Source organism: Streptosporangium sp. NPDC023963 (assembly GCF_040639135.1).
Lineage (GTDB): Bacteria > Actinomycetota > Actinomycetes > Streptosporangiales > Streptosporangiaceae > Streptosporangium.
Genome location: NZ_JBEZZK010000018.1, coordinates 49215 through 63214 on the forward strand (window position 1 = coordinate 49215; position 14000 = coordinate 63214).

Here is a 14000-nt window from a genome sequence, read left to right on the forward strand (position 1 = left end):
GACACCTTTCCCGCAGCGGGGCCCCCTTCTCCCAGGTGACGGCGACCTCAGGTGACGGCCCCTCAAGTAACGGCGACCTCAGGTGACGGCGAGGCGGTGGTTGTAGCGGTCGTCGCGCCAGTGTTCCTTCTCCAGCACCTCGGTCAGGATCACGGCCGCGTCGTAGACGTCCGCGAAGCGGATGTAGAGGGGCGCGAACCCGAACCTGAGCACGTCGGGGGCCCGGAAGTCGCCGTGGACGCCGCGGTCGATCAGGGCGCGCATGACCGGATAACCGTCGGGGTGGCCGAAGCTGACCTGGCTGCCCCTGCGCTCCGGGTCGCGGGGCGAGACCAACTCCAGCCCGTACGGCGCGCAGAGCTCCTCGACGAGCTCGATGAAGATCGATCCCAGCGCCACGCTCTTGGCCCGTACGGCGGCCAGGTCGACGCGCTCCCAGATGTCGAGCGAGGCGTTGAGCGAGGCGAAGGACATCACGTGCGGGGTGCTCACGGTGAAGCGCCGGATGCCGTCGGCGGGGCGGAAGCCGGGCTCGAAGGCGAACGGCGCCGCGTGGCCGTGCCAGCCGGTCAGCATGGGCCGCGCCTCGGCCTGGTGGCGCGGGTGGACGTAGACGAAGGCCGGGGATCCCGGGCCGCCGTTCAGATACTTGTAGGTGCAGCCGACCGCGAAGTCGGCCGCCGAGACGTCCACCTGGTAGGCGCCGGCGCTGTGGCACAGGTCCCAGATCATCAGCGCGCCCGCCGCCTGGACCAGCGCGGTGACCGAGGCCGTGTCGTGGCGGGCCCCGGTCCGGTAGTCCACCTCCGACAGCAGCACGCACGCGACCTCGTCGGAGAGGGCGCCGGCGAGGTCGTCGACGCCGGTGACGTCGCGGATCTCGTAGCCGCCCAGCGCCTCGGCCAGCCCTTCGACCACGTAGCGGTCGGTGGGGAAGTTGGCCAGGTCCGAGATGACGACCCGGCGCTCGGGGCGCAGCCCCAGGGCGGCGGACACGGCCTTGACGATGGAGATCGAGGTGCTGTCGCCCACCGCCACCTGGCCGGGGCCCGCGCCGATCAGCGGGGCGAGCCGGTCGCCCGTGGTCAGCGGGAGGTCGAACCAGCCGGCGGTGTTCCAGGCGCCGACCAGGCGGCCTCCCCACTCCTGTTCCACGGTCCGCGTCACCGCCGCCGCCGCGGTCTTCGGCGGGGCACCGAGGGAGTTGCCGACCAGGTAGATCGTCCCGTCGGGCAGGACGAACTCGTCCCTGATGTCCTTGAGGGGGTCGGCGGCGTCGAGCGCGACACACTCCGCACGGCTGATGGCCACGAGTCGTCTCCCGGTTAGGTGCCTGGCAATCCCCCCATAATGCCGTCAATGTCAGATTTCATGGCATTCCGCCCCGGCTGACGGCCGAGGAAACGGATGGCGTTGCCGCCGAGCAGCTTGGCGCGGGCGGTGTCGGACAGGAACCCCGCCCGGCGGACCAGCGAGCCCACCGGCGACTCGCCCAGCGGGTAGGGGAAGTCGGAGCCGAGCATGACCCCGTCCTCCCCCATCGTGTCGACCAGCAGCCGCAGCGCCCGCTCGTCGAACACGACCGAGTCCACGCTGAACCGGTCGAGATAGTGCGACGGGGGGAGCTCCGAGACCCCGACCAGGTCGTTGCGGCGGTGCCAGGCGTTCTCGAACCGGCCGAGCCAGAAGGCGAACGAGCCGCCGCCGTGCGCGAAGCACAGGCGCAACGTCTCCGGCACCCGGTCGAGGACTCCGCCCAGGATCAGGGCCAGCACCGACAGGTGCGTCTCGGCCGGCATGCCGACCAGCCATCGCGCCATCCAGCGCTCCAGCCGGGGGCCGCCCGCCATGTCCCAGGGGTGGACGAAGACCGGCGCGCCCACCGAGGCGCAGTGCTGGAGGAACTGGACGACCCCCTCGTCGTCGAGGTCGCGGTCACCGACGTGGTTGCCGATCTCGACGCCCGCGTGCCCGGCGGCCAGGCACCGGTCCAGCTCGGCGCAGGCCAGGTCGGGGTCCTGGAGCGGCACCTGGCAGAACGGCACCAGCCGCTCGGAGGCGCAGATCTCCAGCGCCAGGTCGTTGAACACCCTCGCGACCCGTACGGCCTCGGCCGCCGGGCGCTCGTAGGAGAAGAAGACCGGAGTCGGCGAGACGACCTGGACGTCCACCCCGTCGGCGTCCATCCGCTCCAGGCGGACCGAGGGATTCCAGCAGTCGTCGGCGATCCTGCGGAACTCCCGGTCCCCGAGCAGGATCACGGCCTCCCGCTCGGAGTCGACCCTGAGCCGGGGCGCCCCCGGCCAGCCGAGGTCGGGCCAGCCCTTGGGGACGTGGTGCGTGTGGACGTCGATGATCAACGACTATCCCTTGCCGGGGTGGACGGTGCCGCAGTTCCCGCAGGTGCGCGCCTTCTCGTCGTCGTAGAACGCCTGGAAGATCGGCGGCAGGTCGGTCACGATGTCGCGGACCTGGAGCTCGACCTCGTGGACCACGCCACTGCACCGAGGGCAGTACCAGAGGAACCGCTCCAGCACGCCCTCCGGCCTGATCCGCTCCACCACCAGGCCGACCGACCCCTCCTCGGGGCGCTGCGGCGAGTGCGGCGTGTTCGCCGGGAGCAGCCACATCTGGCCCTCGCGCACGTGCACGGTCTCCGGCCCCTCGGGGGTCATCACGTTGACGTGCATGTTGCCGCGGATCTGGTAGAAGAGCTCCTCGTACGGGTCGATGTGGAAGTCGGTCCGCGCGTTCGGGCCGCCGACGACCATGACGATGAAGTCGCCGGCGCCCTCGAAGACCATCTTGTTGCCCACCGGCGGCTTGAGCAGGTGGGCGTGCTCGTCGATCCACGTGGTGAGGTCGATGGGCGGGATCACGGGCGCTCCTCCGGTCGGTGGGCCACGGCCTGAATCTCGATGAGCAGGTGCGGGTGGGGCAGTTGGTGGACGGCCACGGTGGTGCGCGCCGGGCCGGTCTCGTCGAAGTACTCCGCGTAGACCGCGTTGTATCCGCCGAAGTCGTTGATGTTCACCAGGTATGTGGTGATCTGCACGAGATCGCTCAGGTCGGCTCCCGCCGCCTTGAGGATGTCGCCGATGTTCTCTATCACGGCCCTGGTCTGCTCGGCGATGTCGAGCGTGACCGTGCCGAACTCGTCGGCCTCGGCTCCCACGATCGTGTTGTCGGACCTGCGCGAGCTGGTCCCGGACACGTACAGGAAGTCTCCCGCCCGTTTGACGTGCGGGAACCTGCCTCGCGGCGTGGCCTTCCCCGCGACGACGAGCCCGTCGCTCATGATCCCTCCCTCGGTGCCCCCGGGGACCCTGGAGTCCTCGAAGTCCCTGGAACCCCCGGAGAAGTCCCCGCGACCCCCGGAGCGGGTTCCGGTGCGGAGGCGGTGAACGAGACCGAGCCCAGGTGCTGGATCTCGGCGCGCACCCGCGCGCCGGGCGCCAGCGGCTCGGCGGGCGTGGCGGCACCGGCGAGGAGGATCCAGCCCGGCTCCAGGACCGTCCCCGCCCGGAGGGCCAGGCGCGCGGCCTCCGCGAGGGCCCGGCGCGGGTCGCCCAGGATCGCGCCGGTCGACCCGGCGTGGACCACTCGCCCGTCGATCTCCAGGACGACGCCCAGGTTCCACCGCGACGGGTCGTACGGCTGCCAGGGGCCGACGGCGTACCCGGCGGCCGAGGTGTTGTCGGCGATCACGTCGGGCAGCGAGAACCTGAAGTCCTCGTAGCGCGAGTCGATGACCTCGATGCCGGTCGCGACGGCCGCGACGGCGCCCGGCGCGAGCGCGTCACCCGGCGACGCGATGCGCCGCCCGACGAGGTAGACGACCTCCGGCTCCACCCTCGGATGGATGTATCTCGACATATCGGCGTACGAGCCGTCGAGGATGGCCGACGACTCCGGCACCCGGCCGAAGATGACGTCGCGCACGCCCATCTGGCGGCGCTTGCCCTCGCTGGTGAAGCCCAGCTTCACCCCGGCGAGCCGGTCCCCTCGCTCCAGGCGGAGCCGGATCAGCTCCTCCTGGACCCGGTAGGCGTCGGCCACGCCGTAGTCCTGCTCGGGCCTCGGCACCGCGCGACCGGTGCGGGCGGCCTCGTCCAGGACGGCGGCGAGCTTGTGGAGGTCGGTCATGACCGCTTCCCCTCCTGCCCCGGGTCCGGTCGCGCCTCCGTACGTGCCGGGTCCGGCTGCTCCCCCGCCCCTGCCAGGTCCGGTCGTGCCTCCGTACGTGCCAGGTCCAGCGCGATGTCCACGATCATGTCCTCCTGTCCGCCCACCATCCGGCGGCGGCCCGCCTCGGTCAGGATGGTCCGGGTGTCGACCCCGTACCGCGCGGAGGCCGCCTCGGCGTGCCGCAGGAAGCTGGAGTAGACCCCCGCGTAGCCGAGCGTCAGCGTCTCCCTGTCCACCCGGACCGGCCGGTCCTGCAGCGGCCTGACCAGGTCGTCGGCCGCGTCCATCAGGGCGTGCAGGTCACAGCCGTGCTCCCAGCCCATCAGGTCGGCCACCGCGGCGAACACCTCGATCGGGCAGTTGCCCGCGCCCGCGCCCATCCCGGCGAGGGAGGCGTCCACCCGGTAGGTGCCGTTCTCCACCGCGACGACCGAGTTGGCCACGCCCAGGCCCAGGTTGTGGTGGGCGTGGATGCCGATCTCCGTGCCCTCGCCGAGCACCGAACGGTAGGCCCTGACCCGCTCCCTGACCCCGTCCATGGTCAACCGGCCGCCGGAGTCGGTCACGTAGACGCAGTGGGCGCCGTACGACTCCATGAGCGCGGCCTGCCTGGCCAGTTCCTCGGCCGGAGCCATGTGGGACATCATCAGGAACCCGGCCACGTCCATCCCGAGCTCGCGCGCGGTGGAGATGTGCTGGGCGGAGATGTCGGCCTCGGTGCAGTGGGTGGCGACCCTGACCGAGGTGACGCCGAGGGCGTGGGCGCGCCTGAGGTCGTGGATGGTGCCGATGCCGGGCAGCAGCAGGGTGGTCAGTCTCGCCCGCCGCACGACCCCGGCGACCGCCTCGATCCACTCGTCGTCGGTGTGCGCGCCCGCGCCGTAGTTGAAGCTGCCCCCGGCGAGACCGTCGCCGTGCGCGACCTCGATGGCCGCCACCCCGGCGGCGTCGAGGGCCGCGGCGATCCCGGCGGCCTGGGCGACGGTGTAGCGGTGCCGGACGGCGTGCATGCCGTCCCGCAGTGTCACGTCCTGCACGTACAGCCTCACGTGCCAACCTCCGCGTCCGTACGGGCGGCCCGGCCCGTACGGTCCCGGTCCTCCGTACGGGCCGCGCCCTCCGTGCGGCCCGCGTCCACGGCCCGGGACGGCGGCCCGGCCGGCCGTTCGGCCAGCCGCTCGGCCGTGCGCAGCGCGGCGGCGGTCATGATGTCGAGGTTGCCCGCGTAGGCGGGCAGGTAGTGGGCGGCGCCCTCCACCTCCAGGAAGACGGTCACCTTGACGCCGCCGTCGCGGGTGCCGTCGGGCAGCGGTTCCCCGGCCGGGATCGTCTCGAACTGCACGTCCTGCTTGAGCCGGTAGCCGGGCACGTAGTCGTTGACCCGCGCCACCATCTCCAGCACGGCGCCCGCCACCTCCGCCACGGTCGTCTCGTCGCACTCGTCCACCAGGCAGTAGACCGTGTCACGCATGATCAGCGGCGGCTCGGCCGGGTTGAGGACGATGATCGCCTTGCCCCTCGCCGCCCCGCCGACCCGCTCGATCGCCCGGGAGGTCGTCTCGGTGAACTCGTCGATGTTGGCCCGGGTGCCGGGCCCCGCCGACCGGGAGGAGATCGAGGCGACGATCTCCGCGTACCGGACGGGCACCCGCGAGGCGACCGCCGCGACGATCGGGATGGTGGCCTGCCCGCCGCAGGTGACCATGTTGAGGTTCCGCTCGGCGAGGTGGGCTTCCAGGTTGACCGGGGGCACCACGTAGGGACCGACGGCGGCGGGGGTGAGGTCGATGACGCGCTTGCCGTGCGCCTGGAGCACCCGGTCGTTGTGCCGGTGCGCGCCCGCGGAGGTCGCGTCGAGGACGACGTCCACCTCGGCGAACCCGGGCAGCGCGACCAGACCCTCCACGCCCTCGTGGGTGGTGGCGATCCCCCGGCGGCGGGCGCGGGCCAGGCCGTCGGAGTCGGGGTCGATGCCCGCCATCGCGACGACCTCGACCTTCTCCGACAGCAGTGCCTTGAACATCAGGTCGGTGCCGATGTTCCCCGAACCGATGATGGCGATTTTCACGAGAGGACCGCCTTCCCGAATCCCCCCGCGGTGCGGGCCGTCACGAGAGGATCGCCTTGTCCCCCCGCGGTGCGAGCCGTCACGGCGGGGGCCGCCTTCCCGAATCCCCCGCGGTGCGAGCCGTCACGAGAACACCGTCCTGACCGAGCCGAGGCCCTCGATGTGGGCCTCGAACGCGTCGCCGGGCTCGACGTCGACCATCGGGCCGAGCGCACCGGTGAGCACGACGTCCCCGGCGCGCAGCGGGAAGTCCGTGCCGCCCAGCGCGTCGGCCAGCCAGACCGCGGCGTTGAGCGGATGCCCGAGGCAGGCCGCGCCCGCGCCGGTGGAGACCTCCTGGCCGCGCCGGTTCATGGTCATCCCGGCCAGGCGCAGGTCCAGGCCGCGCAGGCTCACCGGGGTGTTGCCGAGGACGAACGCCCCGCTGGAGGCGTTGTCGGCGATCGTGTCGACGAGCGTGATGTCCCAGCCCGCGATGCGGCTGTCGACGATCTCGATCGCCGGAAGCGCGAAGTCGACCGCCCGGATGACGTCGGCGACCGTGAACGGGCCACCCTCCAGGTCGTCCCCGAGGACCAGCGCGACCTCCGCCTCGACCCTGGGCTGCAGGAAGCGGCCGGTCGGCACGGGCAGGCCGTCGAGATAGGCCATGTCGGCGAAGAGCATCCCGAAGTCCGGCCGGTCCACGCCGAGCTGGCGCTGGACCGCGGCGGAGGTCAGCCCGATCTTCCTGCCGACCAGCCTGCGGCCCTCGTCCAGCGCCCGCCTGGTGTTGATCTCCTGTACGGCGTACCCGGTCTCGGCGCTCCGGCTCGGCAGCGTCTCGCGCACCGGGGCGCACGGCTTGCCGCTCCTGGCCGCCTCCAGCAGCCGGTCGGCCGCCTCCGCGTGCACGTCGGTGGCCTCGCTCCACTCAGTCATGTCCAGGCTCCAGCTTGATGGTGATCGTGGTGGGCTCGGAGTAGAAGTCCAGCGAGCGCGTGCCGCCCTCGCGGCCGATGCCGGACAGCTTCACCCCGCCGAAGGGGGTGCGCAGGTCGCGCAGGTACCAGGTGTTGACCCAGACCAGCCCGGCCTCCAGCGACCTCGCGACCCGGTGGGCCCTGCTCAGGTGAGAGGTCCAGACGGTCGCCGCCAGGCCGTACTCGCTGTCGTTGGCCAGCCCGACCGCCTCGGCCTCGGTGTCGAACGGGGCGATGTGGCAGACCGGGCCGAAGATCTCCTCCCGGTTCACCCGGGAGCCGGGCGGCAGGCCGGTCAGCACGGTCGGCTCGACGTAGTAGCCGCCGTCGCGGTCGTCGCCGAAGCGTGGCACCCCGCCCCCGGCGCGGATCTCGGCGCCCTCCTGCTTGGCCAGCTCGTAGTAGGAGAGCACCTTGTCCCGGTGCTCGGCGGAGATCATCGGCATCATCGTGGCGTCCTCGTCGGAGGGGCGGCCGAACCGCAGCTCCCCGGCGCGCGCGGCCAGCCGGGCGGTGAACTCCTCGAAGACGGGCCGCTGCACGTAGAGCCGCTCGGTGCACAGGCAGACCTGGCCGCCGTTGGTGAAGACCGACCGCACGCTCCCCTCGACGGCCGCGTCCAGGTCCGCGTCGGCGAAGACCAGCCCGGCGTTCTTGCCGCCCAGCTCGAACGAGACGGGCTTGACCCGGTCCGCGACCGCCTTCATGATCGTCGATCCGGTACGGCTCTCGCCGGTGAAGGTGACCGCGTCCACGCCGGGGTGCTCCACCAGGAACTGGCCGGTGGAGCCGCCCCCGAAGCCGTTCACGACGTTGAGGACGCCGGGGGGCAGGCCGATCGACGCGGCGATCTCCGCGAGCACCGCGAGCGAGCCCGGCGTGTGCTCCGAGGGTTTGACCACGACGGTGTTGCCCGCGACGAGCGCGGGACCGAGCTTCCAGGTCGCCAGCAGGAACGGCAGGTTCCACGGCACGATCACCGCGACCACGCCGAGGGGCTTGCGGACGGTGTAGCTCAGCACGTCCGTCAGGTGGAACGCGTCCTCCGGGTGCTGGGCCGCGATCTCGGCGAACGACCGGAAGTTCGCGGCCCCGCGCGGGATGTCCAGGGTGCGGGTCTGGGTGACCGACTTGCCGGTGTCGGCGATCTCCGCCGCCACCAGGTCCTCGAACCGCTCCTCGATCGCGTCGGCGAGGCGGCGCATCCAAGCGGCGCGCTCCGCCACCGGCAGCGCCGCCCACGCGGGCAGGGCCGCGCGGGCGGCGGCCACCGCCCTGCCGACGACCTCCCGGTCCGCCTCGCGAACCTCGCGCACCGGCAGGCCGGTCACCGGGTCATAGGTGCTGAACGTCGCGCCCTCGGCGACCGGCACCCCGCCGATGAAGTGGTTCACCTGGTCAGACAAGACTGCTCCTCGGTGACGTACTCCTTAAGGTCACTATGTACGGGTATAGAGCCGTGAGTGGCCCATAGGCAAGAATGCGTTCCGTGAAACGGAACCCCGATCGGCTGTCCGTGCTGGAGAAATCCTGGCTCGTGCTCGACGCGTTCCGCCCCACGGGAGGACCGCTGCGCCTGGCCGACGTCGCCGAGCGCTGCCACCTGCCCAAGACCACCGCCTTCCGGCTGCTCACCGAACTGACCTCGATCGGCGCGGTCACCCGCCGCCCGGACGGCTACTATCTCGGCCGCCGCCTCTTCGAACTCGGAAGCATCGTGCCCCTGGAGCGCGACCTGAGACACGCGGCGCTGCCCTTCATGCACGACCTTTACGAGGCGACCCACGAGACGGTCCATCTGGGCGTGCGCGACGGTCTCGACGTCGTCTACGTCGAGAAGATCCGGGGCCAGGAGACCTTCGCGCTGCCCTCACGCGTCGGCGGGCGCCTCCCGCTGACCTGTACGGGGATCGGCAAGGCCCTGCTGGCCTACTCCGGGCCCGACCTGATCGACGAGGTCCTCGGCCGCCCGCTGCGCCGGTTGACCCCGCACTCGATCGTCGACCCCCGCCGCCTGGAGGAGGCGATCGGCCAGATCCAGGCGGCGGGGCTGGCCTACGAGCGGGAGGAGGCGCAGCTGGGCGGCGCGTGCATCGCGGCCCCGGTGTTCGGCGACGGCGTGGCCGTGGCCGCGCTGTCCGTCTCGGTGCCGCTGGCCCGCTTCCAGCCCACCCGGCTGGCCCCGGCCGTCAAGGCCGCCGCGCTGGGCATCTCCCGCGCCCTGGCCAGAACCATCTGACGGGCAGGCCGTGCGTCCGACCATCTGACGGGCAGGCCGTGCGTCCGCCCGCACATCTGTCCGCGTTCGACGGGTATGCGATTCACTGCTCGCTCGTCTCGCCGCCCGTCCGTCGCCGCACATCAGCCGGCATCAGCCGGTCGCCGTACGCAGGCGGTCGCCATACGCCAGCAGGAGGAACACGTGGAAGCTCGCACCGAGACGGTCACCGTCGCCGACGGCTCGTTCGACCTGCATCTGTGGTTGCCCCCGGCCGGCCGGGGCCCCGTCGTCCTGCTGGTCCAGGAGATCTACGGGGTGGGGCCGTACATCAGGAAGGTGGCCGAGGACCTGGCCGCGCTCGGGTACGTCGTCGGCGCCCCCGACCTGTTCTGGCGGATCCGGCCCAACTGGGTGTCCGGCCACGACGACGCCGGAACGGCCCTGTCGGTCGAGATGGCCTCCACGTTCGACGTTCCCCACGGGGTGGCCGACTCGGCCGTGGCCCTGGCGCACCTGCGGGGGCTGCCCGAGGCGGAGGGCGGGGCCGGGGTGGTCGGGTTCTGCCTGGGCGGCTCGATCGGCTACCTGCTCGCGGCCACGATCGAGGTGGACGCGGTCCTGTCGTTCTACGGATCCGCCGTACCCGACGCGGCGGGCATGCTGGAGAAGATCACCTGCCCGCTGCTGCTCGTGTTCGGCGGTTCCGACCCCTACATCCCGAGGGAGCGGGTCTCCGTGGTGGAGAAGGCCGCGGCCGGACGGTCGAACGTCGAGATGTACGTCGCCGAGGAGGCCGGGCACGCCTTCCACAACCACGAGGCCCCGCAGTTCCACGACCCGGAGGCCGCGCGGGCCGCCTGGGACCGGGCCGTGCACTTCCTCGGACGCAACCTCGCCCCGGCCCCCCTGCCCTGAGGACGCTCTGAGACCGCTCCGAGGACCACTCCGGAGACCCTCTGAGGACGGGCTCCGGGACTGCCTTGAGGCCGAGCCGAGGCGCCCGTCTCGCCCTCCGGGAGGGCGCGCCTCGGCCGGGGCCTCTCCCCGCCCCCCGGATCTCCCGCGCCCAGAGGTCTTCTCGCCGCTGCCGGGGGTGGGAACGACCCTTGCTCGAAGGTCACCTTCTCGTAACCCCGAAGGCCGTCCGGCCGGACCCCGCGCACCGCATCATTGATCATTGCCTCATGCACCAGGCGTGGCAGCAGTGGGGGAACATCGTTCTGGCGGCCTTCCTCGCGGTCCCCGCGGCCGTCGTGGCCGTCCGCCTGCTGACCCTCCACCGCGCCCGCGCCGGCCACCCCTTCCCCGCGCGCACCGCCCTGGCCGACGTGGTCGCGGTGGCCGGCACCGCACCCTGGATCTGGATGATCCTCACCCCCGGGGTGGGGGTCTCGGGCGTCAGCCTCGTCCCGTTCGCAGACCTGTGGGCGACCCTCCACGGACCGGGACAGGCGGCGTTCGTGCAGGTCGGAGGGAATCTCCTGGTCTTCGCCGCGCTCGGGGCCATGCTTCCCGTGCGTTCGGCGCGGTTCGCGTCACTCGCCGGGGTCGCGGCCGTGGCGGCCGTGGCGTCGCTCGCCGTGGAGGTCCTCCAGCACGCCCTGCGCCTGGGACGGGTGAGCTCCGTCGACGATGTGATCGTCAACGCGACGGGGGCCGTGCTGGCCGCGATCGTCACGCGCCGGTGGTGGGCCGTCCGAATACCGGCCGGGACCGTTCCACGGTAAAGGGCCGGAAAAACTCTTTAAGATCGCCACACGGGCACGATCCTCCCAAAAGAAGCACGATACCAACCTCCGTATCTGTGCGATCGTGGACAAGGCGGGGCAAGTTCTCTGGAGACGCCAAACCCGGTTGGTGACAGAGGGTGATCGAACGTGCAGCAGTCCCCGGTACCTCCCGAGCCCCCGATCTATCGGCGCATCGCCGACGGGCTTCGCGAAGCGATCCTGTCCGGTGATCTCCGAGACGGGGATCGGCTTCCGGGCGAGAACGCCCTGATGGCGACGCACGGCATAGCCCGTGCCACCGCCAGGCAGGCACTGTCCGTACTAATCAACGAAGGACTGGCCGTCCCCAAACGCGGCTCAGGGGTGTACGTCAGGCAGTTCCGCCCCATCAGGCGGCACGGCTCCCGGCGGCTCTCCCGTGACCAGTGGGGCCGCGGCGAGGCCATCTGGGACTCCGACACCAGGGGGCGCCCCTACACCGTGGACGAGGTGGACATCGACCGGGAGACCGCCGAGGACACCGTGGCCCGGGTGCTGGGCAGCCCCGAGGTGTGGGTCCGCAGGCGGCGCTACTCGGTGGACGAGCGGCCGGTGCAGCTGTCGGTCTCCCACTTCCCCGCCGCCCTGGTGGAGGGAACCGCGATCACGAGAGAGGACACGGGCCCGGGGGGCGTCTACGCGCGCCTCGGTGAGCTCGGCCACGCCCCGGTGCACTTCACCGAGGAGATCAGGGCCCGAATGCCCCATCCCCATGAGACCGTCCAGCTTGACCTGCCCGCGGGCACCCCGGTCATCGTGATCGCCCGGGTCGCCCGCACCGCCGACGGCGTCGCCGTCGAGGTCAACGAGATGGTCCTCGATGCCGCCTCTTACGTACTTCAGTACGACTTCGACTCATAGATCAAGGCCATCCGTCAACCGATAGGTTGACCTGTCCCCTGCGATCATTGATTTCTCTAGAGAAGTGCCTCACCGTCAGAGGTGGAACGTCGCAAAGACGGGCCTGGGCGCGGGGAAGGTGCACAGATGTCTTTCGACCGGCATCTCGCTGAAATCGCCCGGGAGTTTCCCGACTGGACGATCTGGCGGAGCGACGCGGGCAGGTGGTGGGCCACTCGCCACCACCCGCTGACCTCCGCCCAGCGCGATGTCGGCTGCGCGATGACCATCGACGCGGACGATCCGGAAGGGCTGCGCGAGCAGCTAATCGACCAGCGGGAACGTTCCGGCGGCACGGAGCCGGGAGCGGACACCTGAAGACCGCCCGGTGCCGGGATGAGCGGATCCGATGCGGTCCCGGCGCCGGGCCCCCAATCGCGGAAGCCCCCGACCCGATCGGGGGCGGGGGCTTCCGCTTGATCTCCGGACCACTCCCGCCGCCCTGTGACGCGTGGCGTCTCCACGGCCGCGAGAACCCGCTTCACGGTCTCCGGGGGTGGGCTCTCCTACTTCCTGGGGGTGGCGTACTTCTCCTCGCCCTTCCCGGCCTTCCCCGCCGCCGGCCCGCGGTCGGCGGCGGTGTCGGTGTCGGTGTCGTCGTACACCTCGACATGCATCTCGTCGAAACGGTCGTCGTCCCGGCCGTGCCGCTCGTCCGCGCCCCCGGCGGGGGCCTCGTCGTCCACGATCACCCGTACGGACTCCAGATCGGGCGAGTCGTCGAACCCGTCGTCCCGCACGCCCTCGGGCGCGTTCTCGGGCGCGTCCTCGGATCCGGCGTGCCGGGCGGGCCCGGTCCGTCCCGAGGGCGTCCCGGCGCCGTCGGGCACGACGGTGTCCGCCACGCCGGGCGCCCCCTGGGAGCCGCCGGGAGCCTCGGCGGAACCGGGAGCGGAACCGGAACCAGGAGAGGGAGCGGAACCGGGAGCGGGATCAGCGCCGGGACCGGTGGGGAGGGCGGCCGGCGCGGGCTGGACGCGGGCCGGGGGCAGCACGGAGCCCTCGTCGATCAGGGCCCCGGCCGCGGCCTCGCGGTGAAGCAGGTCTCCCAGGACGGAGTTCATCTCGTGCAGGCGACGCATGACCTCGTGGTGGGTGTCGGTGAGATAGACGACCCGGCGACCGGTGGTCTCGTCCAGGGCGGCGGCGCGCTGCTGGGCCGTCGACAGGGTGGAGTGCGCGTCGGTGTTGGCGGCGCGGACGGTCGCCTCCGCCTCGGCTCCGGCGGCGCTCAGCGTGGCGTCCGCCTCGGCGCGGGCCTCCTGGACCGTCCGCTCGGCCTCGTTCCTCGCCGAGGTGACCATCCGGTCGGCCTCGGTGCGGGCACCGCGCAGGGTCTCCTCGGACTCGGTACGGGCCGCGTTGAGCGTCTCCTCGGCGTCGTTGCCGGCCTGGGCGAGCATCTTCTCGGCGGCGGCGGTGGCCTCGGCGACCCGGCGCTCGGCCTCCTGCTGCGCGGCGTTCAGGATGCCCTCGGCCCGGTCCCGCGCGGAGTTGATCAGCCGTTCGGCCTCCGTGGCCGCGTCGTCGCGGAGCCTGATCGCCTCCGCCTCGGCGACCTCTTTCTTGGAGGTGGCCTCCTCCTCGCCGAGTTTCAGTATCTGGCTGAGCCTCTGGCCGAGCTCGTCGTAGTCCTGCGGGGCGTCGGAGAGCCTCCTTCGGGCCTCGGCCAGCTCGATCCGGCCCTGCTCGGCCTGGTCGATCGCGCGTGCGAGCCGCTCCTCCAGGTCGCGGATCTGGTGGCGGTGGCGGTCCATGTATTCGTGAACCTGACGACGGCTGTAGCCGCGCAGGGCGACCTCGAACGAGTCCTCGTGCATCAGGTCGGGAAAGCTGTCGTGCTGGTTTGTCATGGCACTGCCCGTGGAGGTTGTGTGGCGGGAAAGGAGACG

Annotated in this window: 14 protein-coding genes and 1 pseudogene; 5 read left to right on the top strand and 10 right to left on the bottom strand. The window is 71.9% G+C overall.

Features of this window, described 5'->3' with window-relative positions:
- Positions 1–78: 78 nt before the first annotated feature.
- The 9 genes and pseudogenes from kynU to AB0F88_RS36525 all read right to left on the bottom strand — a co-directional run bounded on the left by kynU (position 79) and on the right by AB0F88_RS36525 (position 8624).
- Positions 79–1311: a kynureninase gene (gene kynU, locus AB0F88_RS36485; RefSeq protein ID WP_362695181.1), complete on the bottom strand. Its 1233-nt coding sequence runs from the start codon at positions 1309–1311 to the stop codon at positions 79–81.
- Positions 1312–1325: 14 nt separating this feature from the next.
- The gene (locus AB0F88_RS36490; RefSeq protein ID WP_362695184.1) at positions 1326–2360 is read right to left on the bottom strand and encodes an amidohydrolase family protein; all 1035 of its coding nucleotides are present in this window, start codon (positions 2358–2360) and stop codon (positions 1326–1328) included.
- A 3-nt stretch (positions 2361–2363) separates the two neighbouring features.
- Positions 2364–2879: a 3-hydroxyanthranilate 3,4-dioxygenase gene (locus AB0F88_RS36495; RefSeq protein WP_362695187.1), complete on the bottom strand. Its 516-nt coding sequence runs from the start codon at positions 2877–2879 to the stop codon at positions 2364–2366.
- Positions 2876–3298: a RidA family protein gene (locus tag AB0F88_RS36500; RefSeq protein WP_362695190.1), complete on the bottom strand. Its 423-nt coding sequence runs from the start codon at positions 3296–3298 to the stop codon at positions 2876–2878. The genes AB0F88_RS36495 and AB0F88_RS36500 overlap by 4 nt, the downstream gene beginning before the upstream one ends.
- On the bottom strand, positions 3295–4146 hold the full coding sequence (locus AB0F88_RS36505) for a fumarylacetoacetate hydrolase family protein (protein WP_362695193.1): 852 nt from the start codon (positions 4144–4146) through the stop codon (positions 3295–3297). The genes AB0F88_RS36500 and AB0F88_RS36505 overlap by 4 nt, the downstream gene beginning before the upstream one ends.
- Positions 4143–5237 (bottom strand): 4-hydroxy-2-oxovalerate aldolase, encoded by a 1095-nt coding sequence (gene dmpG, locus AB0F88_RS36510; protein WP_362695196.1) that lies wholly within the window; start codon positions 5235–5237, stop codon positions 4143–4145. The genes AB0F88_RS36505 and dmpG overlap by 4 nt, the downstream gene beginning before the upstream one ends.
- Positions 5238–5353: 116 nt before the next feature.
- A pseudogene (locus tag AB0F88_RS36515) lies at positions 5354–6256 on the bottom strand (acetaldehyde dehydrogenase (acetylating)); the annotation flags it as partial.
- Between the two features lie 123 nt (positions 6257–6379).
- The gene (locus AB0F88_RS36520) at positions 6380–7177 is read right to left on the bottom strand and encodes a fumarylacetoacetate hydrolase family protein (protein WP_362695199.1); all 798 of its coding nucleotides are present in this window, start codon (positions 7175–7177) and stop codon (positions 6380–6382) included.
- A complete protein-coding gene (locus AB0F88_RS36525) occupies positions 7170–8624 on the bottom strand; it encodes a 2-hydroxymuconic semialdehyde dehydrogenase (protein WP_362695202.1) in 1455 nt (484 codons plus the stop codon). The genes AB0F88_RS36520 and AB0F88_RS36525 overlap by 8 nt, the downstream gene beginning before the upstream one ends.
- Before the next feature lie 74 nt (positions 8625–8698).
- On the opposite strand from AB0F88_RS36525, the gene AB0F88_RS36530 reads away from it, so the two are divergent.
- The 5 genes from AB0F88_RS36530 (at position 8699) to AB0F88_RS36550 (ending at position 12426) form a co-directional block, all read left to right on the top strand.
- Positions 8699–9457, top strand: coding sequence for an IclR family transcriptional regulator (locus AB0F88_RS36530; RefSeq protein ID WP_362695205.1), 759 nt, complete (start codon positions 8699–8701; stop codon positions 9455–9457).
- Positions 9458–9640: 183 nt separating this feature from the next.
- Entirely contained in the window at positions 9641–10354 is a 714-nt protein-coding gene (locus tag AB0F88_RS36535; RefSeq protein WP_362695208.1) for a dienelactone hydrolase family protein, read from the top strand.
- Positions 10355–10623: 269 nt separating this feature from the next.
- Entirely contained in the window at positions 10624–11166 is a 543-nt protein-coding gene (locus AB0F88_RS36540) for a VanZ family protein (protein WP_362695211.1), read from the top strand.
- 150 nt (positions 11167–11316) lie between these two features.
- On the top strand, positions 11317–12069 hold the full coding sequence (locus AB0F88_RS36545; protein WP_362695214.1) for a GntR family transcriptional regulator: 753 nt from the start codon (positions 11317–11319) through the stop codon (positions 12067–12069).
- 126 nt (positions 12070–12195) lie between these two features.
- Positions 12196–12426, top strand: a complete 231-nt coding sequence (locus AB0F88_RS36550; protein WP_362695217.1) for a hypothetical protein — start codon at positions 12196–12198, stop codon at positions 12424–12426.
- Between the two features lie 188 nt (positions 12427–12614).
- Here the strand turns inward: AB0F88_RS36550 and AB0F88_RS36555 are convergent, their stop codons facing one another.
- Positions 12615–13961 carry a hypothetical protein gene (locus tag AB0F88_RS36555; RefSeq protein ID WP_362695220.1) on the bottom strand — a complete coding sequence of 449 codons (1347 nt, stop codon included), beginning with the start codon at positions 13959–13961 and terminating at the stop codon, positions 12615–12617.
- Between the last annotated feature and the right edge of the window lie 39 nt (positions 13962–14000).

Excerpts from the sequence above, each read along its gene's own strand:
- AB0F88_RS36550 (WP_362695217.1), top strand. The coding sequence starts at position 12,196 with ATGTCTTTCGACCGGCATCTCGCTGAAATCGCCCGGGAGTTTCCCGAC.
- AB0F88_RS36505 (WP_362695193.1), bottom strand. The coding sequence starts at position 4,146 with ATGACCGACCTCCACAAGCTCGCCGCCGTCCTGGACGAGGCCGCCCGC.
- AB0F88_RS36520 (WP_362695199.1), bottom strand. The coding sequence starts at position 7,177 with ATGACTGAGTGGAGCGAGGCCACCGACGTGCACGCGGAGGCGGCCGAC.
- AB0F88_RS36530 (WP_362695205.1), top strand. The coding sequence starts at position 8,699 with ATGCGTTCCGTGAAACGGAACCCCGATCGGCTGTCCGTGCTGGAGAAA.
- AB0F88_RS36500 (WP_362695190.1), bottom strand. The coding sequence starts at position 3,298 with ATGAGCGACGGGCTCGTCGTCGCGGGGAAGGCCACGCCGCGAGGCAGG.
- AB0F88_RS36555 (WP_362695220.1), bottom strand. The coding sequence starts at position 13,961 with ATGACAAACCAGCACGACAGCTTTCCCGACCTGATGCACGAGGACTCG.
- AB0F88_RS36540 (WP_362695211.1), top strand. The coding sequence starts at position 10,624 with ATGCACCAGGCGTGGCAGCAGTGGGGGAACATCGTTCTGGCGGCCTTC.